This is a genomic window from Mycobacterium montefiorense (genome assembly GCF_025823255.1).
In the GTDB taxonomy this organism is placed as follows: Bacteria; Actinomycetota; Actinomycetes; order Mycobacteriales; family Mycobacteriaceae; genus Mycobacterium; species Mycobacterium montefiorense.
In genome coordinates this window covers 425,542-447,605 of the sequence record NZ_JACKVL010000012.1, presented here as the reverse complement: position 1 = coordinate 447,605, position 22,064 = coordinate 425,542, and the positions used below count along the sequence as shown (strand labels likewise).

At 63.3% G+C, this 22,064-nt stretch carries 20 protein-coding genes; 7 read left to right on the top strand and 13 right to left on the bottom strand.

Annotated features, from left to right (window positions below):
- Positions 1-25: 25 nt before the first annotated feature.
- Complete coding sequence (locus tag H7K34_RS11800) at positions 26-472, top strand: DoxX family protein (protein ID WP_264062068.1); 447 nt, start codon at positions 26-28, stop codon at positions 470-472.
- Here the strand turns inward: H7K34_RS11800 and H7K34_RS11795 are convergent.
- Together H7K34_RS11795 and H7K34_RS11790 are read right to left on the bottom strand one after the other, a co-directional pair.
- Positions 401-2,563, bottom strand: coding sequence for a S9 family peptidase (locus H7K34_RS11795; protein WP_264062066.1), 2,163 nt, complete (start codon positions 2,561-2,563; stop codon positions 401-403). The genes H7K34_RS11800 and H7K34_RS11795 overlap by 72 nt on opposite strands.
- On the bottom strand, positions 2,560-3,453 hold the full coding sequence (locus tag H7K34_RS11790; RefSeq protein ID WP_264062065.1) for a phosphoribosylaminoimidazolesuccinocarboxamide synthase: 894 nt from the start codon (positions 3,451-3,453) through the stop codon (positions 2,560-2,562). The genes H7K34_RS11795 and H7K34_RS11790 overlap by 4 nt, the downstream gene beginning before the upstream one ends.
- A 57-nt stretch (positions 3,454-3,510) precedes the next feature.
- Here H7K34_RS11790 and H7K34_RS11785 point away from each other — a divergent pair, with 57 nt between their 5' ends.
- Positions 3,511-4,131 carry a hypothetical protein gene (locus tag H7K34_RS11785; RefSeq protein WP_264062064.1) on the top strand — a complete coding sequence of 207 codons (621 nt, stop codon included), beginning with the start codon at positions 3,511-3,513 and terminating at the stop codon, positions 4,129-4,131.
- Here the strand turns inward: H7K34_RS11785 and H7K34_RS11780 are convergent.
- The 3 genes from H7K34_RS11780 to purB are packed head-to-tail and all read right to left on the bottom strand — an operon-like array spanning position 4,128 to position 7,770.
- The gene (locus H7K34_RS11780; RefSeq protein WP_264062063.1) at positions 4,128-5,111 is read right to left on the bottom strand and encodes a tellurite resistance/C4-dicarboxylate transporter family protein; all 984 of its coding nucleotides are present in this window, start codon (positions 5,109-5,111) and stop codon (positions 4,128-4,130) included. The two genes, H7K34_RS11785 and H7K34_RS11780, sit on opposite strands and share 4 nt — an antisense overlap.
- Positions 5,108-6,355 (bottom strand): cytochrome P450, encoded by a 1,248-nt coding sequence (locus H7K34_RS11775; protein WP_264062061.1) that lies wholly within the window; start codon positions 6,353-6,355, stop codon positions 5,108-5,110. The genes H7K34_RS11780 and H7K34_RS11775 overlap by 4 nt, the downstream gene beginning before the upstream one ends.
- Positions 6,352-7,770, bottom strand: a complete 1,419-nt coding sequence (gene purB, locus H7K34_RS11770; RefSeq protein ID WP_264062060.1) for an adenylosuccinate lyase — start codon at positions 7,768-7,770, stop codon at positions 6,352-6,354. Before purB ends, H7K34_RS11775 begins: the two co-directional genes overlap by 4 nt.
- A gap of 38 nt (positions 7,771-7,808) precedes the next feature.
- On the opposite strand from purB, the gene H7K34_RS11765 reads away from it, so the two are divergent.
- Positions 7,809-8,555, top strand: a complete 747-nt coding sequence (locus H7K34_RS11765; RefSeq protein WP_264062059.1) for a DUF429 domain-containing protein — start codon at positions 7,809-7,811, stop codon at positions 8,553-8,555.
- Between the two features lie 4 nt (positions 8,556-8,559).
- Here the strand turns inward: H7K34_RS11765 and H7K34_RS11760 are convergent, their stop codons facing one another.
- On the bottom strand, positions 8,560-9,177 hold the full coding sequence (locus tag H7K34_RS11760) for a TetR/AcrR family transcriptional regulator (RefSeq protein ID WP_372510740.1): 618 nt from the start codon (positions 9,175-9,177) through the stop codon (positions 8,560-8,562).
- 61 nt (positions 9,178-9,238) lie between these two features.
- On the opposite strand from H7K34_RS11760, the gene H7K34_RS11755 reads away from it, so the two are divergent.
- Positions 9,239-10,153 carry an alpha/beta hydrolase-fold protein gene (locus H7K34_RS11755; protein ID WP_264062057.1) on the top strand — a complete coding sequence of 305 codons (915 nt, stop codon included), beginning with the start codon at positions 9,239-9,241 and terminating at the stop codon, positions 10,151-10,153.
- 75 nt (positions 10,154-10,228) lie between these two features.
- Entirely contained in the window at positions 10,229-11,812 is a 1,584-nt protein-coding gene (locus H7K34_RS11750) for a gamma-glutamyltransferase family protein (RefSeq protein ID WP_264062056.1), read from the top strand.
- A 278-nt stretch (positions 11,813-12,090) separates the two neighbouring features.
- Here H7K34_RS11750 and H7K34_RS11745 read toward each other — a convergent pair whose 3' ends face one another.
- From H7K34_RS11745 to H7K34_RS11735, 3 genes are all read right to left on the bottom strand, one after another.
- A complete protein-coding gene (locus tag H7K34_RS11745) occupies positions 12,091-12,657 on the bottom strand; it encodes a hypothetical protein (RefSeq protein WP_264062055.1) in 567 nt (188 codons plus the stop codon).
- 2 nt (positions 12,658-12,659) lie between these two features.
- Positions 12,660-13,844: a lectin gene (locus tag H7K34_RS11740; protein ID WP_264062054.1), complete on the bottom strand. Its 1,185-nt coding sequence runs from the start codon at positions 13,842-13,844 to the stop codon at positions 12,660-12,662.
- Positions 13,845-14,689: 845 nt separating this feature from the next.
- Positions 14,690-15,448 (bottom strand): helix-turn-helix domain-containing protein, encoded by a 759-nt coding sequence (locus tag H7K34_RS11735; RefSeq protein WP_264062053.1) that lies wholly within the window; start codon positions 15,446-15,448, stop codon positions 14,690-14,692.
- 892 nt (positions 15,449-16,340) lie between these two features.
- Here H7K34_RS11735 and H7K34_RS11730 point away from each other — a divergent pair.
- Positions 16,341-17,816 (top strand): wax ester/triacylglycerol synthase family O-acyltransferase, encoded by a 1,476-nt coding sequence (locus H7K34_RS11730; RefSeq protein ID WP_264062447.1) that lies wholly within the window; start codon positions 16,341-16,343, stop codon positions 17,814-17,816.
- A gap of 18 nt (positions 17,817-17,834) precedes the next feature.
- Here H7K34_RS11730 and purD read toward each other — a convergent pair whose 3' ends face one another.
- A complete protein-coding gene (purD, locus tag H7K34_RS11725) occupies positions 17,835-19,103 on the bottom strand; it encodes a phosphoribosylamine--glycine ligase (protein ID WP_264062052.1) in 1,269 nt (422 codons plus the stop codon).
- 25 nt (positions 19,104-19,128) lie between these two features.
- Entirely contained in the window at positions 19,129-19,536 is a 408-nt protein-coding gene (locus tag H7K34_RS11720; RefSeq protein WP_264062051.1) for a MarR family winged helix-turn-helix transcriptional regulator, read from the bottom strand.
- Between the two features lie 73 nt (positions 19,537-19,609).
- On the opposite strand from H7K34_RS11720, the gene H7K34_RS11715 reads away from it, so the two are divergent.
- Complete coding sequence (locus tag H7K34_RS11715) at positions 19,610-20,704, top strand: aldo/keto reductase (RefSeq protein WP_264062446.1); 1,095 nt, start codon at positions 19,610-19,612, stop codon at positions 20,702-20,704.
- A 27-nt stretch (positions 20,705-20,731) separates the two neighbouring features.
- Here H7K34_RS11715 and H7K34_RS11710 read toward each other — a convergent pair whose 3' ends face one another.
- Complete coding sequence (locus H7K34_RS11710; protein WP_264062050.1) at positions 20,732-21,175, bottom strand: carboxymuconolactone decarboxylase family protein; 444 nt, start codon at positions 21,173-21,175, stop codon at positions 20,732-20,734.
- Positions 21,176-22,033, bottom strand: a complete 858-nt coding sequence (locus H7K34_RS11705) for an NAD(P)-dependent oxidoreductase (RefSeq protein WP_264062049.1) — start codon at positions 22,031-22,033, stop codon at positions 21,176-21,178.
- Positions 22,034-22,064 lie beyond the last annotated feature (31 nt).

Here is a 22,064-nt window from a genome sequence, read left to right as displayed (position 1 = left end):
TCGTTGTCTAGATTGGAGAACTGAGATGGCTCCGCTGATCACCCTGCTGCTCGGCAGCATTGCCGCTTGGGTTGTCGGCCGGCTCGGCGTCGATTACGTCACCGGTTGGACCGCGGCGATCACCGTCGGGCTGGCCGCCATGTTCGTCCTGACCGGAATCGCACACTTTGCGCCGCCGATGCGTCGCGACCTGATCGCGATCGTGCCGCCCCGGTTGCCCGCGCCGGGCCTGCTCGTCACCGTCACCGGCGTGCTGGAACTGCTGGGCGCCGCGGGGCTGCTGCTCACCGCGACCCGAACCGCGGCGGCCGTGTGCCTGCTGGCGCTGATGCTGGCGATGTTTCCGGCCAACGTCTACGCGTCCCGGATGCCCAATCCGCCCAAGTCGATGACCACGCGGCTACCCGGGCGAATCGCCACCGAGATTGTTTTCCTCGCCGCCGCCATCGCGGTTGCCGTCGGCAGCGGCTAGCAGCCACGCATATTGGAATGCCGTTTCCTGCCAGCCCCGGTAGCGCCCACTGACGCCACCATGGCCCGCGGCCATCTGCGTCTTGAGTAGCACCGGGTTACCGCCTGCGTTGGCGTGCCGCAACGAGGCGACCCACTTCGCCGGCTCCACGTAGAAGACCCTGGTGTCGTTCAACGACGTCATCGCCAGGATGGCTGGGTAATTCTTGGTCTCGACGTTCTCGTAGGGCGAATACGACTTCATGTATGCGTAGACTTCGCTGTCGCTCAAGGGATTTCCCCATTCGTCCCACTCGGTGACGGTCAATGGCAACGAGGGGTCCAGGATCGTGGTCAGCGGGTCGACGAACGGGACCTGAGCGAGAATTCCGGCGAACAGATCCGGCGCCAGGTTGGCCACCGCACCCATCAGCAGCCCGCCCGCACTGCCGCCCAAGGCCACGAGCTGCCGCGGGCGCGTCACTCCCGAATCCACCAAATGCTTTGCTGCCGTGACGAAGTCGGTAAAAGTATTCTTCTTTTCCAGCAGCTTTCCGTGCTCGTACCATAGCCGGCCCATCTCTCCCCCACCGCGGACGTGGGCGATGGCAAAAGCCATGTCCCGGTCCAGCAACGACAATCGCGCGATGGAGAAGGCAGGGTCCGTGCATATCTCGTAGGCGCCGTAGCCGTAAATGAGTGTGGGTGCCGGAAATTCGAGGCCGGCCCGGTGCACGATCGACACCGGAATCCGAGTGCCGTCGGCAGCCACTGCCCAGTCGCGTCGTTCGACGTAGTCGGTTGGACGGTAGTCGCCGAGTACCGGTTGTTCACGTAGCAGCGTGCGCTCCCCGGTATCCAGGTCGACGTCGTAGACCCGCAACGGCGTGACAAGAGACCCGGCCCTGATCCGCAGCTTGGGCGAAACCCAGTTCGGATTGCCACCCAGCCCCGACGACATCAGCTCCGAATCGAACCCAATCTCCTCGGGCTCCCCGTAGTCACCATCGGAACTGATGGGCCACAACTGGATTCGCGGCAACGCCGCACGCCGATAGCTGACCACTAGATGGCCGGCAAAGGCATCCGCAGCTTCCAGCCGAACGTCGTCGCGATGCTGAATCAGGGTGCGTTGCTGCGTGGGATCGCTGACCGGCGCTTCGGTCAGCGTGAAGTTCACCGCACGATCGTTGTGCAGGATCAGGAATCGGTCCTGCCCTCCGACCACCGCGTGCTCGACCGAGTATTCGATACCTTCTCGACGTGGCAGCACGACAGTGAACTCAGCCTGCGGATCCGCGGCATCGGCGTAGCGGACCTCAGAGGTGACCGACGATCCCGAGGCGATGAAGACGTACGCCTCGCTTCGGCTCAGGCCGGCCCCGACCCAGAATCGTTCGTCGGCTTCGTGATACACCAATTCCGACGGCTCCCCGGAGCCCAGCTGATACCGCCACACTTTGTCCGGGCGGTGGGCATCGTCCAGGGTCAGGTAGTACACGGTGCGATCGTCGGCAGCCCATGTCACCCCGCCCGCGATGTCGGCGATCTCGTCCGAGTACTTCTCGCCGGTGCGTAAGTCCTTGAACCGCAGTGTGTACCGCTCGTCGCCGATGATGTCGACCGAGTAAGCGAGCAGATTGGCATCCAAGCTGACCAGCGCAGCGCCCAGGGCGAAGAAGTCGTGACCATCGGCCTCTTCATTCGAATCCAGCAGAATCTGCTCGCCCGGTATTTCCGTGTTCTCGTCCAGAACTGGCGGATTCCAATCATCGGGATCTGTTACCGGGCAACGACACTGGACGCGGTACTGCTTTCCCTCGAAAGTTCGCGCGTAGTACCACCAGTCACCTTGTCTGGTCGGCACCGACAGATCGGTCTCCTTGGTGCGCGCCTTGATCTCGTCGAAGATCTTTTGCCGCAACGGTTCAAGGTGGGCAAGGCTCTGGTCGACGTAGTCGTTCTCGGCCTCGAGGTAGGCGATGACTTCGGGGTTCGACTTTTCGCGCATCCACTCGTACGGATCGACGAATACATCGCCGTGGTGTTCGCGTGTGGTCTCGACTCGTTTAGCTAAGGGTGGTGACGGGATCTGGGTATCGGACCCTGTCATGCGCTCGGGCCAATCCAGTCGCCGAAACTCAAACCGGAAATCCGTTCGTAGGCATTGATATAACGGTCGCGAGTGGCAGCGATAATGTCATCGGGCAGCGGTGGCGGGGGTTCCGAGCCGTGGCGGTCCCAGCCAGATTCGGGGCTGGTGAGCCAATTGCGGACGAATTGCTTGTCGAAACTGGTCTGAATCACCCCCACCCGGTAATCCTGGGCGGGCCAGTACCGCGAGGAGTCCGGGGTGAAGATTTCGTCGGCCAGCAACAGGTTGCCATTGCGGTCGGTGCCAAATTCGAACTTGGTGTCGGCGATGATGATTCCCGTCGTCAGCGCGTGATCGGCGGCCTGGACATAGATCTGCAGCGTGCGGTCGCGCAATTGGTTCGCGACCACCGGACCCACCAACTCGATCACCCGGTCGAAGGCGATGTTCTCGTCATGGTCGCCCAGTGCGGCTTTGGTCGCAGGAGTGAACAACGGTTGGGCGAACTTGCTTGCCTCGACCAGCCCCGGCGGCAGCGTGATGCCGCAGACCTTGCCGGTCGCCTGATAGTCCAGCAGCCCCGAGCCGGTCAGATATCCGCGGGCCACACACTCCACCGGCATCATCTCGAGCTGGCGCACCACCAGCGCGCGTCCCAGCACCTCGCCGGGGATGCGCGGGTCGTCGGGGGGACCGGCCAGATGGTTGGGGGCCTCGACGAGGCCGAAGAAGAACACACTCATCGCGGTCAGGATGCGGCCTTTGTCCGGGATCGTGCTGTCCAGGACAAAGTCGTACGCCGATATCCGGTCGCTGGCGACCAGCAAGAGGTGCTCTTCATCGACGCGGTACAGCTCGCGGACCTTGCCGCTGGCCAAATGCTGATAGTCGGACAGTGCAGGGCGCATCCGGTCAGCCTATCGGGAAACCCACCCCGGGCCCGGAGCTGTGCTGGGATCGAGGTTATGAGATCGCGCTTTTTGCCCTACGCCACCACGCCCGGCCGATTGCTGGCCCAGCTGTTCAGCGACGCCGCCATCGTCGTATGGACGGCGATCTGGTTGCTTGTCGGCACCGCCGTCTACGACGCCATCTCGACGATCGCGCAAGCCGGCCGTCAAGTCGAGGACGGCACCCACAGCATCGCGGGCAACCTTGCCTCAGCGGGTCATGGCGCGCAACACATTCCGGTCGTCGGCGATACCGTCAGCAAACCGCTCAATTCGGCAAGCCAGGCGGCCGTCAATATCGCGGGCGCCCTACACGAGCTCGACACCACGGCAGGCTGGCTCGCGATGCTGCTTGCCTTGGCCGTCGTTGCACCGCCGATCCTCATCGCAACCGCGCCGTGGCTTTACCTTCGGCTGCGGTTCTTCCGGCGCAAGTTGACGGTGACCGCCCTGGCCGCCACCCCGGCCGGCGAACAGCTGCTGGCGCTGCGGGCACTGACCAACCGTGCACCGGGGAAACTGGCCGCCATCAATGCGGACCCGGTCGGCGGGTGGCGGCGCGAGGATCCTTTCACGATCCGGGCGTTGGCAGCCCTCGAGCTGCGCTCGGCGGGGATCGCGCTTCGCGCGCGCTAATCCCCCGCGATCGCACGCCGGGCGCGTAGCAGCCCGGCGATCGCCACAATCAGCCACGCCGCCAACGCGTCCCAGCAGAAGACCAGCGACACGGTGATCAGCGATCGATGCCCAAGTTCCGCCGCCATCGTGTAGCTGGCCGCCGAGTACATGCCCAGCGGGAACACGAACGCCCACCACACACCGGCGAAGTGCAGCATCTCGGGGCGATGACTCATCCGATGCAATCCGAAGTAGATCAGGGGCGGTATCCACAGTGTGGCCGCCAGCCAGGTCACCACCGTGACGACAAGCACCGGCCCGGACAGCCAAGCGGGCGCCAGGCGGTGGATGTTGTCGCCGGCCAACGTCGCAATGGCCAAGCCGCCCATCAGGATCCAGGTATCGGGCTCGAACCCGGCCCGGTGCTGCCGCTCGGCGACCGTGCGCCACAGGATCAGCCAGGTCATCAGCGCGTAGATGCACAGCGCCGCCACCCAGACGAACACCGCCGCCGAAAGCCACCAGTGCCGCGGCGGGTACCGGGCAACCTTGCTGGCGACGATCGCCAGACCGGAGGTCCCCACGCTGGCCAGCTCCCACGCCCCATGGGCCTGCCGTCGCAGCGCCGACCACCCTCGCGTGGACATGTTACGGGCACTGAGTGCGACCAGCACCAGCCAGGACGCCAGTGCGGCCAGTCCCAGCACCCATAGCAATGCCGGCTGGGTTGCCAGCCGGCTGTCCAGCACCGCGCAGGCGGCAACAAACGTGAACAGCCGCAACGTGACATCGGGATCGGTGAAGTCCCAGCGCGCAAGCCGGCGCGTCACGATGACCAACGCGACCAGGACCAAAAAGCCGAGCGAAGCGAGGACGCCGAGTGCTTGGTTGATCACCCCGTAGTGGTGGTTACCCGCAGCGATCGACAGAATTCCGGTCGCCATCACCGCGGCGAACACATCGGGTGACGGCTCGAAGTCGGCGAGCCGGAACCTCACGATTCCTCGAGCAGTTCCACGACCAGATGCCGGATGCCGGTGTGGCGGTTACTTCGCGTCCATTCGACAGGCCGCACCACCCGCACGGCGCCGAAGCGTGACAGCAGCTCCTCGAACAGGACCCGCAGTTCCAGGCGCGCCAAGTTCGCGCCCAGGCAGTAGTGCACGCCCTGGCCGAATCCTAAGTGCGGATTGGGCTTTCGGCCGATGTCGAACTCGTCTGCGCGGTCGAAAACGTCGGCGTCGCGGTTGGCCGAGCCCTCCCAGATCTGCACCTTCTGTCCGGCTGCGATCGACTGGCCGCCGAGTACGACATCGCGGGCGGCGGTGCGCCGCTTGGATGGCGACGGCGATGTCCAGCGCACCATCTCCTCGACCGCCGTCGGGAGCTTGCCGAAATCCGCTCGCAGCGCGTGTAATTGGTCGGGATGTTCGGCCAGTGACAGCAGCCCGCCGGCAACCGCGTTACGGGTGGTCTCCGCACCGGCGCTGAACAGCAGGCTGAAGAACAGATAGACCTCAAGATCGGACGGCGCCGGCCCGTCCACCTCGTCGACCGTCGCGTTGGCGACGACCGACAACATGTCGTCGGTCGGGTTGGCGCGTTTCGAGGCGATCAGCTCCTGGCCGTAGCCGTACATCCGTGAACCTGCTTCTTCGGCGGACAGCTGGGAAAGCGCCGCCTTGCGCGCGCCACCGAAGTCGAACTGCGGCTCGATAGCCTCGAATAGCCAATGCCGTTCGGATTCAGGCACTCCCAGCAGGATGCAGATCATCTGCATCGGCAGTTCCGCGGCGATATCGACGAGGAAGTCGAACGGTTCGCCCGGTACCACGGCATCCAGCAGCCGTCGCGCCCGGGCCCGCAGGTCGTTCTCGACGGAAGAGATCATTCGCGGCGTCAGCCCGGAGCTGACCAATCGGCGGATCTGTGAGTGCCGCGGGTCGTCCATCATGTTGAGCACCTGGCCCGCGATGGCCAGGTCCTGCAACAGCGTCCCGCCGAACGGCCGAGCGCCGCCGGTCACCGATGAGTACGTCACCGGATCCTTCAGCACCGCAAGAGTTTCCGCGTAGGACGCGACCGACCAGAAACCCTCTGCGTCGGGGGTGTTATCGGTCGGCTCGTGCCAATATACCGGCGCCTCGCGGCGGTGCACGGCGAACAACTCGTGCGGAAAACCGTTGGCGAAGTTATCCAGGTCGGTGAAGTCGATCCCCGACAGCGCGGCAGCCAGCGTCACAGGATCGCGCCCGGTGCGTATTTGGCCGCATCCGGGTAACGGCCCACCAACGTGTCGACCATCGCAGCGACCTCATCGACCTGATCGGCGGCGGCGCCCGTGAACGCCTTTCTGTCGGCCAGCGCGGCGTCCAGCGCCACACGGTTCAGTGGCAACCGCTCGTCGGCGGCCAACCGGTCGAGCAGATCGGGTTCGGCACCGCGTTCTCGCATCGCCAGCGCCGTTGCCACCGCGTGTTCGCGGATCACGTGATGCGCGGCCTCGCGGCCCATGCCCGCGCGCACAGCCGCGATCAACACCTTGGTGGTGGCCAGGAACGGCAAATAGCGATCCAGCTCGCGCTCGATCACCGCCGGGTAGGCACCGAACTCGTCGAGCACCGTCAAGAACGTCTCGATCTGGCCGTCGATGGCAAAGAAGCTGTCCGGCAAGGTGACTCGGCGTACCACCGAGCAGAACACGTCGCCTTCGTTCCACTGCGCGCCGGCCAGCTCGGCGGCCATCGAGGCGTAGCCACGCAGCACCACCTGCAGTCCGTTGACGCGTTCGCAGCTGCGGGTGTTCATCTTGTGTGGCATCGCCGACGAACCGACCTGCCCTTCCGCGAACCCTTCGGTGACGAGTTCGTGCCCGGCCATCAGCCGGATGGTGTGGGCCATCGACGACGGCCCCGCGCCGAGCTGCACCAGCGCTGAGAGCACATCGTGATCCAGCGAACGTGGATACACCTGTCCGACGCTGGTCAAAACGGTTGCAAAGCCCAGGAATTCAGCGACACGACGCTCGAGCGCGGCCAGCTTGGCTGCGTCGCCGTCCAACAGGTCGAGCATGTCCTGCGAGGTGCCCATCGGGCCCTTGATTCCGCGCAGCGGATAGCGGTCGATCAACTCGCGCAGCCGCGTCAACGCGATCAGCGTCTCTTGTGCCGCCGAGGCGAATCGCTTGCCCAGCGTGGTGGCCTGCGCGGCGACGTTGTGGCTGCGTCCGGCCATCACCAGATCGCGATAGGTCACGGCCCGCTCGGCGAGCCGTGCGACCACCGCCACGCCATGGGAGAAAACCAGCTCCAGCGACCGTCGGATCTGCAGCTGCTCGACGTTCTCGGTCAGGTCACGACTGGTCATCCCCTTGTGCACGTGCTCGTGACCGGCCAGGCCGTTGAATTCCTCGATGCGCGCCTTGACGTCATGCCGGGTCACCCGTTCGCGCGCCGCGATCGAGGCCAGGTCCACGTCCTCGAGCACCCGCTCGTAATCGGCGACCGCTTCGGCGGGTACCGGAACACCGAGTTCCGTCTGCGCCCGCAACACGGCCAGCCACAGCCGCCGCTCCGCGACGACCTTGGCCTCCGGCGACCAGATCCCGACCATCTCGGCACTTGCGTAGCGGGCGGCCAGCACATTCGGAATGCTCACAAGCACACAGTTTACGGTCGCGGTCATACCCTGTGGGGATGTACTACGCCGGGGTCGACCTCGCGTGGGGCACTCGCAACCCGACCGGTGTCGCCGTCGTCGACTCCGAGGGCGACCTGGTGAGTGCCGTCGCGGTCGGCGACGATGACGAAATCCTCGCGGCATTGCGCCCTTACGTAAACGGGCATTGCGTGATCGGATTCGATGCACCCCTGGTGGTGAACAACCCCACTGGTCAGCGCCCAGCCGAAACCGCGCTCAACCGCGACTTCCGCAGATTCGAGGCCGGCGCGCATCCGGTCAACACCGGGAAGCCCGAGTTCGCCAACGGGCCGCGCGGGGCGCGGCTGGCCGAGAAACTGGGGCTCGACATGGATCCACGGTCGTCGACCGCGCAGCGCGCGATCGAGGTCTACCCGCACGCGGCAACCGTCGCGTTGTTCCGGCTGGAGCGGACCTTGAAATACAAGGCCAAGCCCGGCCGTACCCTCGAGCGGCTCAAGTCCGAGCTGCTGTTGCTGATGGACGGCGTCGAGCGGCTCGCCACTACCGACGTGCCGTTGCGCGTCACCGACCACCGCGACTGGGTTGCACTACGCAAACAGGTGACGATGGCGCAGCGCAAGAGCGATCTACGTCGCGCCGAAGACCCGATCGACGCCGTGCTCTGCGCTTACGTGGCGCTGTACTCCCAGCGCAGCCCGGGCCGCATCACGATTTACGGAGACGCCGCCAGTGGGTACATCGTGACGCCGTCATTGCCTGCCGAGCTGACCGGCCAGTGATTGGTCAGATCCGCACGGGTCGTTCGTCGATGGGTGCGAGCACGTCGATGATGTCGATCACGGTGCCCATTGCCGAGGTGCGCGGATCGCGGCCCTCGACCAGCGCGGAAACCACCGAACCATCGACGGCGCAGATCAGCGTGCAGATCAACTCGATACGCACGGCGCGGCCGGATCGCTCGATCGCCTCGGCGACCGCATCGGCACGCTGCCGCAAACTGCGACGCATGGTTTCGCGCAAGGCGGTCAGGCGGGTGCAGGCGATGTTTCGCTCGTATCGCGATATCAGCTGCTCGACGAGTGTCTGATCGGAGAGGTCGCCCACCAGCAGGTCGACCAGCACCTCGGCGGTGGTCTCAGGGCCGCGGCGCCGGCGGGACAGCGCGTTGACACGCGCGCGCAGCTGAGCCACCTCGATCATCGCGATGTGTTCGACTGCCCGTGCGATCAAGTCGTCCAGAGAAGAGAAGTAGTAGGTAGTGGACGCCAATGGCAGGCCGGCCCGCTGTGCGACCGCTCGGTGCCGCACCGCTTCGAACCCGCCTTCGGCAAGCAGCTCGGCGGCAGCGCTCACCAGCGCATACCGTCGACGTTCTCCTTTCGGAGTAACCGCTGCAGTCACGAGTAGCCATCGTGCCAGCCAAAGTGGTACTGCATTGCCATTTCCGCTAAACGCCCATGGCATGATGGCCCGCATGCCCGACTTGAGCCGCCGCTCCGTGCTCGGTCTTGGTGCCGGCGCGGCCATAGGTGCAGCGGGCGCATTTGCGCTCGACAACCTATTGCACAGCACAACATCTCGCAGCATCCCGGTATCGAGGGCCAGCACGCAGGTTCCAATGGCGCCGCCCACCGCACCGCTCGACCCGGCTCCCGCGGGGGACCCGGCGCCGACCATGACGACCGGCTCCTTCGTATCGGCGGCACGGGGTGGGATCTCGACCAACTGGGCGATCGCACGGCCGCCGGGACAGACCAAGCCGCTGCGGCCGGTGATCGCGCTGCACGGCAAGGGCAGTGACGCGGCCACCGTGATGGCCGGCGGTGTTGAGCAGGGGCTGGCCCAAGCCGTCAATGCCGGACTACCGCCATTCGCGGTCGTCGCCGTCGACGGCGGCGGTAGTTACTGGCACAAGCGGGCTTCCGGCGAGGACTCCGGTGCGATGGTGCTGTCAGAGCTGATTCCGATGCTGGACAGCCAACATCTGGACACCTCGCGAGTGGCGTTCCTGGGTTGGTCGATGGGCGGCTATGGCGCCTTGCTGCTCGGCGGTCGGCTGGGACCCGCACGCACCGCGGCGATCTGCGCGGTGAGCCCGGCGCTGTGGATGTCTTCGGGCGCGGCGGCACCCGGCGCATTCGACGGCTCCGATGACTTCGCGGCGAATTCGGTGTTCGGAATGCCGGCGCTGGCGTCGATTCCGATCCGGATTGATTGTGGCGACAGTGATCCGTTCTACGACGCGACCAAGCAGTTCATCGCCCAGCTGCCCAACCCGCCCGCGGGTGGCTTCTCCCCCGGGGGGCACAACCCCGCCTTCTGGAGTTCGCAGCTGCCGGCCGAACTCACCTGGATGGCACCACTGCTGACGGCCTAGGCCGTCGAGCCGCGAGCGTAATGTCACACGGCGGAGTATGGCGCCGAAAATCGCCGCGGCGCTACGCTCGCGAACGTGAGCGCACCCTTCGACTGGAACTTCCCGTATGCCTGGCCACGAACGCCCGTTCTGGGGGCAAACGTCGTGTGCACATCGCAGCCACTCGCCGCCCAAGCGGGTCTGCGGATGCTCGCCCAGGGCGGCAGCGCCGCCGACGCGGCGATCGCCACCGCCATCACGCTGACAATCGTGGAGCCGGTGTCCAACGGCATCGGCTCGGATGCCTTCGCCATCGTATGGGATGGCAAACAGCTACACGGCCTCAACGCATCTGGCCGTTCACCGGCCGCGTGGACGCCAGAGTATTTCGGCGACAACGGCGTTCCCGCACACGGCTGGAACTCGGTGACCGTGCCAGGAGCGGTGTCGGCATGGGTTCAGTTGCACGCCAAATTCGGCAAGCTCCCCTTCGATCGCCTCTTCGAGCCGGCGATCTCCTATGGCCGCAACGGCTTTCCGGTCTCACCAGCCATTGCGAAGCAATGGGATGCGCAGGTGCCGCTGTTCAAATCTCAGCCTGGGTTCGCCGACGCCTTCCTGCCCGGCGGACGAGCACCCAAGGCCGGTGAGCTTTTTCGGCTTCCTGCGCACGCGGACACACTCGAGAAGATCGCAGCCACCCACGGCGAGGCATTTTATCGCGGGGAACTTGCGGCCCGACTCGACGCGCACGCAACGGCGAACGGCGGCGCAATGCGGGCCGACGACCTTGCCGCTCACCGCGCCGATTGGGTGAGCACGATCAGCGGTGCCTACCGGGGCTATACCGTCCACGAGCTACCGCCCAACGGGCAGGGCATCGTGGCGTTGATAGCGCTCGGGATCCTCCAACAGTTCGACATGGCCTCGCTACCAGTCGATTCCGCGGACAGCGTGCATCTGCAGATCGAAGCGCTCAAACTGGCGTTCGCGGACGCGCAGGCCTACGTCTCCGACATCGACCACATGCCGCTGCGCCCCGAGGACCTGCTGGACGCCGAGTATCTCAAACAGCGGGCCGCGCTGATCGACCGCAACCGAGCCAAGCCGGCGTCGGCGGGTACCCCGACCGGCGGCACCGTATATCTCACCGCTGCCGACGCCTCAGGCATGATGGTGTCGATGATTCAGTCGAACTACCTGGGATTCGGGTCCGGCGTGGTGGTACCCGGCACAGGCATCTCACTGCACAACCGCGGATCGGCTTTCGTTGCGAATCAAGGACATCCGAATCAGGTCGGGCCGAATAAACGCCCCTACCAGACGATCATCCCCGGCTTCGTGACCAGAGATGGCGCGCCGGTGATGAGCTTCGGCGTGATGGGCGGTCCGATGCAACCCCAGGGCCACGTGCAGGTGATGGTTCGTATCGCCGACTATGGCCAGAACCCGCAGGCGGCCTGCGACGGCCCGCGGTTCCGCTGGGTGCAGGGCATGCAGATCAGTTGCGAGCAGGGCTTTCCGGCGTCAACGCTTGACGAGCTGCGGCAGCGCGGGCACGACCCGCTCACCGTGGACGACTACAACGCATTCGGCAGCTGCCAAGCGATCTGGCGCCTCGACGACGGGTACCTTGCGGCCAGCGATCCGCGTCGCGACGGCCAAGCTGTGGCTTTCTAAAGTCGGATCTTGCCCTCTTGCGCGACTGGATCCGGTTGCCGGATAACCGGATTGACGCGCTCCCCGCTACAGCACTATCTCCGACACCCGGTGCCCGATTGCGGTGAGACTAGCGGGCCGATCGGCCCCGACGACGCCGTCACCGAAATCCATCAGCGCTCATGCGGCACCTACAGCGGCAAAATCCACCGCTGCGCGATCCTGGACTGCTGCTACCAGACGGTCGCGGACCAAACATTTCACGACAACGCCGACTTTCGGCCGGACCACATGTGCTGTCAAGAATTGGAGAAGGTCGCTGTGCCGGTGGCGGGAACCGCAGACGTGTAGAGAATGTTGCTGAGGAACACACTTCGTGAGCCCGGAACCCAATCGTAGGTCCGTTGCGTGGTGTTGTGCTGAAGGAGCTGAGTGTACAGGTATCCCTGGTAGAGAAAGCCTTTCTTGCCAGCCGGGACGGTAAAGGTCATCGTCTCGGAGATCGATTTATTGTATTGAGCAGTGAACGAGATGCTCATGCCGAGCTTGATCGAATCTTTCTCGACAATGAAATTTACTTCGGCTTGAAACTCGATCGAGAAGGTGACTGTCGTGGACAGGCTGAATCCAGTTGTGACGGTCTTGCCCCAGGCACTTTCCACGCTCGAGGCGGTGTTATCGAGACAGCCGATGTTCTGCAGATCAGGTGCGTAGAGCACCGCTGCCATCGGGTTGGGGTCAGACGGTGCGATCTGGAGCGAGTTGTTGAAGGTGTCCTGGCTATTGGGGGGAAGCGTCGTATAAATCTTGAGCTGATATTGAGGAACGGGTTCAGGCCTCGCCATTTGTGTCGAGAGAGAAGTCATGATCAATTACTCCTTACCGGGCAGAGGTTGCAGTCATCTGTGAGCTGATTACCGATCGTGGTGGTGTTATTGTCGCCGTAAACTGAGGGGTAAAACATGGAGCGAGTCCACACCTCGAAGGAGGTGGTGTGGGTTTTATGCTTCTTCGATTTGTAGTTTTGGACTTGCAACCGCCATGTAACGTCGATCACCCCGACGCCGTCGCATTCGGTCACATCGCCCTGACTGTTGAATGTGGGATTGTCGGCGAAAAAGATGACCCGCTCCGAATCCTTTCCACCATTTGCTGTCCGACTGTCATAGTCGGATGAGCCTTCGTGCATGGTCGGATTCATCACGTTGGCCAACGCAGCTTCCAGGCTAGGGTGGTCCATACCCTTCACGGTGGTCGCCGAAATATTGTCGGCCAATTCGCTGTACTGCTTGGTGACCGCGTCAGAGGTGGACAAATCGTTGGTGTAGGGAAAGTACGCGCTATAGTTCAGTCCCCACCGCTTGTCCGGTTGCTGGCCCTTATGGCAGCTGTACCTATCGACCTTCCCGCTCTTGCTGCTCAGACAATTGAATGTGGCCTGATTAATCACGTCTGAGAGCCCGTCGGACCACGGACCGATTTGCGGTCCGTCTTCAGCCATCCAATCTGCAGTCGCGACAGCCTGGATGTCTTTAAGGCTCAACTTCACCAGCATGAGAACACCGTAGGGATTGTCCCGGGCTAGGTCGTGGGCGAAAGCGGCGGCATCGGACTCTTCCCACGTCGCCTTGGTGAGCTGATTCACGTACTCCACGCCGCCCGGGTTGTCCTTCAAGATATGGCGGTAAAAGTTGGCCGCATCAGGCAGCGACGCGGCCTCGGCAACGCGCGCATGGCTGACGGAATCAAACCCGAGGTGCGACACTGCGTCGATGAACTGACCCGCCTCGGCCTGCAATGCTTTCCTTAACCCCTCAACTCGCGCGCCGATGAAGAAACCTTGGCTATCACCTGGCTGCTGCTGTGGGAAATTCGAACGCACCTCACCAATGAATTCCACAAGTTGACTATCGGAGGTCTGCTCACAGGTCAGGCCGACGTCGTTTAGCGACTGTTTCAACACCGGAACTCTGACCTGGCTAGCCGTGGCGGGCGTGATCTCGATTTGTTCACTACAACCGGGTACCGGCTCAGGCTTTCGAGTCGATTTCATACCTCATGATCTCCTTACCTTGTAGCATGAAAAAGCTCCACTGCAAAATGTTCGAATATGCGCAAAGATCACAGAAGCCCTCAAAAATCTTCGAGTGACGCTACGGATTTAATGGCGGGACCACCCGCATCTCCTTCCTTACGCAGACATATTGATATGGACAAGTCGACCTGGCCTGCCAATGTGGACGAGATCGCCTGACGATACGTATCCAGAAGTTCTCAAATCACAGGCATTTACTTTGCGTCTGCTTATTGCACACCCTGATAAATTCGATGCGCAACGGTCCGGTCCGCTGAGCGGACGGGTAGCAGCTCGTGTTGGATTTTTTTAACGCAGCGCTCGCCCGGTGTCGCCGTCTCAGACAGCAGCTTTGAGCACGAACAAACCGTCGGCAACATCGAACGAATCTTGGAGATAGCAGCCTTCCGCGTTGATGCACCTTCATTCTTACGAGGGTGCATGTAGTGACGCACCAGGGTCTCCCGGAGACGCTGCCAGCATCAAATCGATGATGGCCAGCCTAACGCCGAGGTTGAGCAGATCATTGAAATGGTCGAGACAGCAACGTCGTATTCGTGCGAGAGAGCAACCCTCAGCTAACCGCTTCGATATACGAGTTGCCCGCCCTGTCGGGGCCGCCATCACCGAGATCTGGGGCCGGAGTCGTTGCGCGGGAATTGCTGCACAGCAGCAGAATTGGCCGCAAATGCGAAACCGGTACGCACGCGTCGCGCAGATGCTGAACTCCACGCCGCGGGAACTGACCTCCGATCCGCGGCGAGATCGTGCTGCCCTTGGCGGGCACGACTACCGGGTTCCCCGCGTGAGTGTGCCCGGTGGATTCAACCAGCGCTATGCACACCGCGTGTTGCTTCCAAATGAAGCCGTTGGCTGATGTCTTTAGCAGCGCGCACGACAAGGTCTTTGAGGCCCGAAGGCAGCACGGGGCCGACAACTAGCGCAGAAACCGCGGCGGCACAACGGTCGTCGCTACGCCAGATCGGCGCGGCCAACCAACGGATACCTTCGGTGGTGTCCTGGTCGTCGGTGACGAATGGTCGCCAATCCCTGAGATCTGACTGCAGACGTTGGTGCCAACTGCTTCCGCATTGGCCACTACTCGCACCATTGTCGCCGGCCGTGGCGAGGAGTACCCGCGCAACCGCAGTGCCCGGCAAGGATTCTGCATCCAGGTCACTCGGCGGTAGCCAGAAGCGACCCCGGGCCGCTGCCGCGGTGACAAGCTGGACGCGCTCTTCGCATAGCACGTATGCTGCTGCTGCAGTGTTGGCCGTCTCAGCAAGGCTGCGGATTGGCCCGTAAGCCGCATTGCGCAGCTGTGGATCGGGTTGCCAACGCCGGCCCAGCCGGGCAACCGTCGGTCCGATGAAGTAACGGTGGTCAATGCTTTGGGCTGCACCAACTTTGACGAGTTGCTCGACCAGCCGATACACGGTGGTTTTGGCCAATCCGGTTTCGCGAGAAAGCTCCGTCAGACCCAGTCCGTTGTCGGCTTGGCTGAGCACGTTGAGTAGCGTGAAAGCACCCTCGAGAACGCCTCGGCCGCATGGCACTTTCGCGACATTGCCGTCCCCGACCATCAACAGGCCTTACGCCGCGCTGGCGCCGGCAACGGCGCGCGGCGGAGTCGGGAACAGAAATTGTGCCTTGCGACACTGCGCTTCTCCAAGATTCACCCTTCCGCGTTGCTAGTCCGCCGCGTCTTACAACGGAAAATCGAGGCGCCGTCCCGTCGCTGATGCTGGCCGTGGGACGTAGTGGCGCTTTGATCGCATGAAGGAGATGTATGCATCCGCCTAACATGGCCCCACTCGCTGTGTTGATGATGACATCGAAAGCAGCGGCACCAGAAATCTCCGATCTCCCTATCCGTTCGGGCAGGACTACTTTGGCTCGACCATTCAGCACTGAGGTACGGCCATTACGCGCGCATATATTGCGTGCCTTCACATTTAGCACGCAATAGTGTGGTCCGCTGAACGGACCGTTCGCGGCCTTCGGAAGATCCTCGCTGCATCAGTTCGCCGACACCGCTGCACAACGGCATGCGCTTGGCTGTAACATCGAGGAAAAGACCATGTAAATCCCGTCTCGTCACCAGCATTGCAAAGACACATCAGACAAAGTCCGATCGTCGTCGGACCATTCACGATCTACGTTCGCACCGAGTGTAGTGCCGCATCGCGAGTTGCACTGACCCAGCCGAGTACTCATAGGATTTGACAAATCAGTGCTGCGCTACGCGCTGCGCGCCGCCAACGTTTCTGCCGTACATAACCGTGCCCGTGATTACCGGTCCGCTCAGCGGCTCGCGCTCTTTTGCGTGCACACGGCTGGGTGTGCAATTGAGCACGCACGGAAATATTGATAGGTGAAAATCCCTCACACAGTGCAACCTGCGCAGATCGCTTTCGTGCTGGCGGGCGCAATCTGATGGGTCGTCATCTGAATCGGCCGGAGGTTGCCCTGCCCATGGGATTCTTAATGTCGCCCACTGACGCGCTGTTCCTTATAGCCGAGCGACCGCAACGTCCGCTCCACGTCGGCTCCGTTGCGTTACTCGGGCCGCCCGAGGACGCCAAAGGATGGCACTTGCGAGACATGGTCACTGCAGCGCTAGCTCGCGAACGGGCCGCGCCCGAGTGGAGGCTGCGCCCGCATCGATCGCTTCGTTCGCTCGGACAGTGGCATTGGCGCACCGACCCCGAAATCGATCTGAGCTATCACGTAAGGATTTCGGCATTGCCCGCGCCAGGTGGCCTCACCGAGTTGTGGGATCTGGTTTCGCGCCTGCATAGCGAGCTGCTCGACCGTACCCGCCCGCTGTGGCAGTTCCACTTGATCGAAGGCCTCCACGATCACCGGTGCGCCGCCTACATCAAGACTCATCCTTCATTACTTGCTAGGGTCTCGCCGGCACGGCTGGTGCAGCAAATCGTTGGCACCGACCCGAATCGGCGTGGCATGCCAGCCTTCTGGGAGACGGCCGAGCAGACTGGGCCACACAGCCTAACCCCACCCGTGGGCGGCAGCGATTGGCTGGACACGATCCAGGCTACGTGGGTGATGCCGAAGATGCTCGCGGGCGACGGCCTGCGCAACGCTGCTCGGGGCGCACTTGCCGCGGTCGCAGGGATGGCGGGGATGGCATTACCGCTCGCAGATACCACCTGGCGTGCAGCGTGCCGCCGAGGCGGTCCCCTGACACTGGCCGCCCCGCGCAGCCCGCTCAACGTGCCAATCAGTGGCAATCGGGCCTTCGCGGGCTGTAGCTTCCCGATCGAGCGGCTGCAGCGAGTTGCCAAGCGCACCGATGCCACGATCGACGACATTGTGCTGGCTATGTGCGCCGGGGCACTACGTCAGTACTTAACCGCTCGCAACGCGTTACCATCAATGCCACTGGTGGCGATGGTGCCAATCGTAGTGCCCGGCAACCACTCTACCGACAGGACAAATCCGGACACCGACTCCAAGCTCGGATTGCTGATGTGCTCATTGGCCACGCACTTGGCCAACCCGGCAGAGCGCCTGCAGGCCGTATGCGAGGGCATGCGCGAAGGCTTCACCGCGCTCGCCGCCCGTAGCCAAACACAGGTACTGGCGATGAGCGTGCTCGGCGCTACACCACTCGCATTGGCAATAACTTTAGGCCGTCCGATAACACTCTTGCACCCTCCAAATGTCATGATCTGCAATCTGTTCGGTCTTCGCGGCCCGCTGTACTGGAACGGTGCTCGCCTCGAAGCGCTCTACCCGTTGTCGGTTCCTGTCAGCGGGCAGGCGCTGAACATCAGCTACACCCGCATCGATAACCAGCTAACCTTCGGCCTGACCGCCTGTCGGTCGGCAGTCCCCGCGATCAACAACCTGGCTGATCTCCTTAGTCGTGAACTTGACATCCTGGACACTGCTTCACGATTCAAGATGAGACGCCAAATAAATTGAGGCCGAAGCTGTGGCGTTCTAAAGTTGGATCTTGCCCTCTTGCGCCAACAATCCAATGTCGCTACGAAAATGACTGCCCGGCAGCCGAATTGAGCGCAGAATCTGGTAGGCGTGCTCGCGCGCAGCGGACAGGTCGGCGCCGGTGCCCACCACTGACAGCACCCGGCCGCCCGAAGAGACGATTGCGCCGTCGTCGCGGCGCGTCGTTCCGGCGTGCAACACACCGTCGGCTTCGGACCCGGCGATGACGTCACCTACCCGGGGACGCCCCGGGTAGTTCTCGGCCGCCAGCACCACGGTCACCGCGGCACCGTCCCGCCAGCGCAACTCGCCGAAGCTAGCGAGTTCGCCGGCGCCGGCGGCATGCAGCAGCTGCCCGAGTGGTGATTCCAGCAAGGCCAGTACGGCCTGGGTCTCCGGATCGCCGAAGCGGCAGTTGAATTCGACCACTGCCGGCCCGTTGGAGGTGATGGCGAGTCCGACATAGAGCAGACCGGAGAATGGGCATCCGCGCCGAACCATCTCGGCCGCAACGGGTTCCACGATCGCGGTGAGCACTTGCCGGTATACATCGTCGGGAAGCCATGGCAACGGCGCGTAGGCGCCCATGCCACCGGTGTTCGGGCCCGCGTCGCCGTCACCCACCCGTTTGAAATCTTGCGCCGGCAGCAGGGGGACCACCGTCTTGCCGTCGACCACACAGAACAGCGAAACCTCCGGGCCGTCCAGAAAGGACTCCAGCAGCACGGGATGACCCGCTTCTAGCAGGCCGGCACCATGGGCGCGGGCGGCGTCGCGATCCGGAGTCACCACCACGCCTTTGCCGCCCGCCAGAGAGTCGTCCTTGACCACCCAGGCCGGATCCCCTGCCGGCGGGCCGAAGCGATCGAGGGCTGCATCCAAATGTGCGGGATTGTCCACGATTTCGCTAGACGCAGTGCGCACCCCGGCGGCCGCCATGACCTCCTTGGCGAATGCCTTCGAGCCCTCGATGCGAGCCGCATCCTTGCCGGGCCCGAAGCACACGATGCCGGCGGCGCGCACGGCGTCGGCTACCCCGAGCACCAAGGGGACCTCGGGCCCGATGATGACCAGGTCGGCCCGCACCTCGCGTGCCAAAACCACCACAGCCTCGCCGGAGGTGATGTCGACGTCGTGTTGCTCGGCCAACCGGGCGGTGCCGGCGTTGCCGGGAGCAACGGCAAGCCCTGTGACCTGCGGATCTCTACTGAGAGCCAACAGCAGGGCATGTTCACGGGCACCGGAGCCGATCACCAGAACGCGCACGAGAGGTCAGACTAGCGCCACGGCGTTACAGAATTTTCTCGAGCAGGTTTTTGAGGTCCTTTTGCTGCGCTGCGCTCAGACGTCCCAGACGCTTGTTGAACTCGTCGGACAGCAACGACAGGCCTTTCTTGGCCGCTTGCCTCCCGGACGCGGTGAGCAGCAATCGATGACGCCGCAAATCGGACGGATCGATCTCGCGGGTCACGAACCCCGCGGCCTCAAGCCGTTTCAGGTAAAGCGTCACCGTTGCCTTGGGCATGCTCAGCGTCGCGGCCAGTTCGGCCGGGTAGGGGTGCTCGTCGACCTCGGCCAGCAGGAACAGTTCCTTGGACTCGAGCCCCAATGCGCAGATATTGGGCTCAGCGCACGAGATGACGGAGAGCAGCACCCGATAATTCAGTGACCAGATCTTGGCCGCATCAACCGCAGACATCGACTTGCCAGATCGTTCAGTCGTGAACTAGTTTAGCAATGAACAACCTCATATCCGAACAATGTACCAGGAAGTGGGCACCATGCCGCTGGATCGATACGTGACACTCGGACGGTCCGGTTTGCGCGTCAGTCCGCTGTGCCTGGGCGCAATGACGTTCGGAGAGGATCTCGGCTGGGGTACCAGCGTGGAGGAGTCCCAGCAGATCATCGATCGGTACACCGAACTCGGCGGCAACTTCATCGACACCGCCAACTTCTACACCCGCAGCCACTCCGAGAAGATCATCGGCGACCACATCGGGCGCCACACGGACCGCCGCGATCGCATGGTGATCGCGACCAAGTTCAGCGGCAACCTGTATCCCGGCGATCCCAACGGTGGTGGCTCGGGACGCAAATCGCTGATCAACGCCTGCGACAACTCGCTGCGACGACTACAAACCGACTACATCGACCTGTACTGGCTGCACATGTGGGATCCGAACACTCCCATCGAGGAAACGATGGGAGCGCTCGACGACCTGGTTGCGGCCGGAAAAGTTCGCTACATCGGCGTCTCGGACACCCCGGCGTGGAAGATCGTCGAGGCCAACCTGATCGCCCGCTTCCGCGGCTGGTCGGCATTCGTCGGTCTGCAGATCGAGTACTCGCTGCTCGAACGCACCGTCGAACGAGAGCTGGTTCCGATGGCCAGCGAATTCGGCCTCGGCATCACACCGTGGTCACCCCTGAAAAATGGTGTGCTCAGCGGCAAGTACACCCGGCGAAATGTCGGTCAGCACAACGCCGATCGCGGCGCGCTGGTGGAGGCCACCCTCACCGACAGGACCTACGCGGTCATCGACGAACTCGAGGTCATCGCGAAAGCGCATCACACCAACGTGGCCAGCGTGGCGCTCGCGTGGCTGCACGCACGGTCCGCCGTCTCGTCGATCATCATTGGGGCACGCAGACTTTCGCAGCTCGAAGACAACGTCCGCGCCGTCGACGTCAACCTCAGCGCCGAGGAACTAACCCGGCTCGACAAGCTGACCAAACCGAGCCTTGGTTTCCCGCAAAACATGCTGGGCATGGCTCCGGGCATGATCCAAGGCGGAACAACGATCAACGGGGTTTTCGGGCCGACCTCCGAATACGTGATGCCCGAAGGCGGCCAGCCTTACTGAAGCGATCGCCCACCCCGGCGAGCCGACTTAGTCGGTCTTGCCCGAGTGCATCTTCAGCGCACCCTCGACGTTGGCCTTCTTGTCCTCGCCGACACCCTTCGCGGCGGCTTTCTTGCGTTTTGCCACCACGGCTGAGACCGCCCCATTGAGCGCAGAACCGAGCGGGAACCCGAGATAGTGGGTGAGGAAGACGGCCATCTCCTTGAGCTCGTCCTCGGTGAGTTCTCCATTCAGCAGTGCCGCATTGATCTGGATCTCGGCCAGGTCACGGCTTCCGACTGCCGTCACGGCCGTCACGGCCGTCAACGTCATGATCCGCTTGTCGCGCATCGACAAACCCGGCCGGTTCCAGATACTGCCGAACAGGTGGTCGACGGTCAGGTCGAAGTACGCGTCGCCCTCTATGTTGGGCATCTCCCACCCGTAGACCTCATTCATTTTCTCGAGGCCCTTGCGGCGCAATTCGTCCATTTACGTCTCTTTCTGTGTGTGCGGCACCCCGAGGCCGCCCGCCAGCCGATCATATGCCAGCTGGGCGAGCGGCAGGTCAACCGATACGGCTTCGCCCAGACCTAACGCCAGGCTCAGATCTTTCTCCCCCAAGCCACGAGTGTGCAAGAACGGCTCGTACAGGAAGTTGCCCGGCTCAAGGTCTTTCATGTCCTCGCGCACCATGATGGCTCCCGGCCCGCTGGTCAGCGCGTCGGTGTGGCGCACCACCCGGCCCAGCGCCTGTAGATCCAGCCCCGCCGCCTCGGCCAGCTTCATGGCTTCGCATGCCGCCGCGTACGAGGTGAACGTCAACATGTTGCGCGCCAGCTTCATTCGCGTCCCGGCACCAGGCTCGCCGGCGTGGATGACCATCGCCGCCCAGTGTTTGAATGCCGGCTTGATTCGCTCGTACACCTCGCGCTCAGCGCCCACCATCGTGGCGAGCTCGCCCTTCGCCGCCGCGGCCGCCCCACCACTGACGGGCGCGTCGACGACATGGATGCCTTGCGGTTTGAGCTCGGCGGCCAGCTCGACGGCGGTGGTGTCGCTGATGGTGGAGTGGATCGCGATGACGGTGCCGGGCTTCGCATTGGCGGCCAGCTCGCCGACGACCTCACGCACCTGGGCATCGTTGAGCACGGTGATATGGATGATGTCGGCGGCGGCAATGTCGGCGACGCTGTCGGCGATGCCGGCACCTTTTTCTATCAGCGGCGTCATCGCCTCAATCCGGATGTCGTAAACCGTTACCCCGCCCGGCCATTCGGTCATCTTCGTGGCCATCGGCGCGCCCATGTTTCCCAGCCCGATATACCCCAGCTTCAGCTCGCTAGTCATATACGCCGCTCTTCCTCATCACTTCGTTCTG

What these genes read in the sequence shown, in the direction of transcription:
- H7K34_RS11755 (WP_264062057.1), top strand. Translation starts at nt 9,239, where the DNA reads ATGATGGCCCGCATGCCCGACTTGAGCCGCCGCTCCGTGCTCGGTCTT.
- H7K34_RS11785 (WP_264062064.1), top strand. Translation starts at nt 3,511, where the DNA reads ATGAGATCGCGCTTTTTGCCCTACGCCACCACGCCCGGCCGATTGCTG.
- H7K34_RS11720 (WP_264062051.1), bottom strand. Translation starts at nt 19,536, where the DNA reads ATGTCTGCGGTTGATGCGGCCAAGATCTGGTCACTGAATTATCGGGTG.
- H7K34_RS11740 (WP_264062054.1), bottom strand. Translation starts at nt 13,844, where the DNA reads ATGAAATCGACTCGAAAGCCTGAGCCGGTACCCGGTTGTAGTGAACAA.
- H7K34_RS11795 (WP_264062066.1), bottom strand. Translation starts at nt 2,563, where the DNA reads ATGACAGGGTCCGATACCCAGATCCCGTCACCACCCTTAGCTAAACGA.
- H7K34_RS11710 (WP_264062050.1), bottom strand. Translation starts at nt 21,175, where the DNA reads ATGGACGAATTGCGCCGCAAGGGCCTCGAGAAAATGAATGAGGTCTAC.
- H7K34_RS11765 (WP_264062059.1), top strand. Translation starts at nt 7,809, where the DNA reads ATGTACTACGCCGGGGTCGACCTCGCGTGGGGCACTCGCAACCCGACC.
- H7K34_RS11790 (WP_264062065.1), bottom strand. Translation starts at nt 3,453, where the DNA reads ATGCGCCCTGCACTGTCCGACTATCAGCATTTGGCCAGCGGCAAGGTC.
- H7K34_RS11800 (WP_264062068.1), top strand. Translation starts at nt 26, where the DNA reads ATGGCTCCGCTGATCACCCTGCTGCTCGGCAGCATTGCCGCTTGGGTT.
- H7K34_RS11705 (WP_264062049.1), bottom strand. Translation starts at nt 22,033, where the DNA reads ATGACTAGCGAGCTGAAGCTGGGGTATATCGGGCTGGGAAACATGGGC.
- H7K34_RS11735 (WP_264062053.1), bottom strand. Translation starts at nt 15,448, where the DNA reads ATGGTCGGGGACGGCAATGTCGCGAAAGTGCCATGCGGCCGAGGCGTT.
- H7K34_RS11745 (WP_264062055.1), bottom strand. Translation starts at nt 12,657, where the DNA reads ATGACTTCTCTCTCGACACAAATGGCGAGGCCTGAACCCGTTCCTCAA.
- H7K34_RS11730 (WP_264062447.1), top strand. Translation starts at nt 16,341, where the DNA reads ATGGGATTCTTAATGTCGCCCACTGACGCGCTGTTCCTTATAGCCGAG.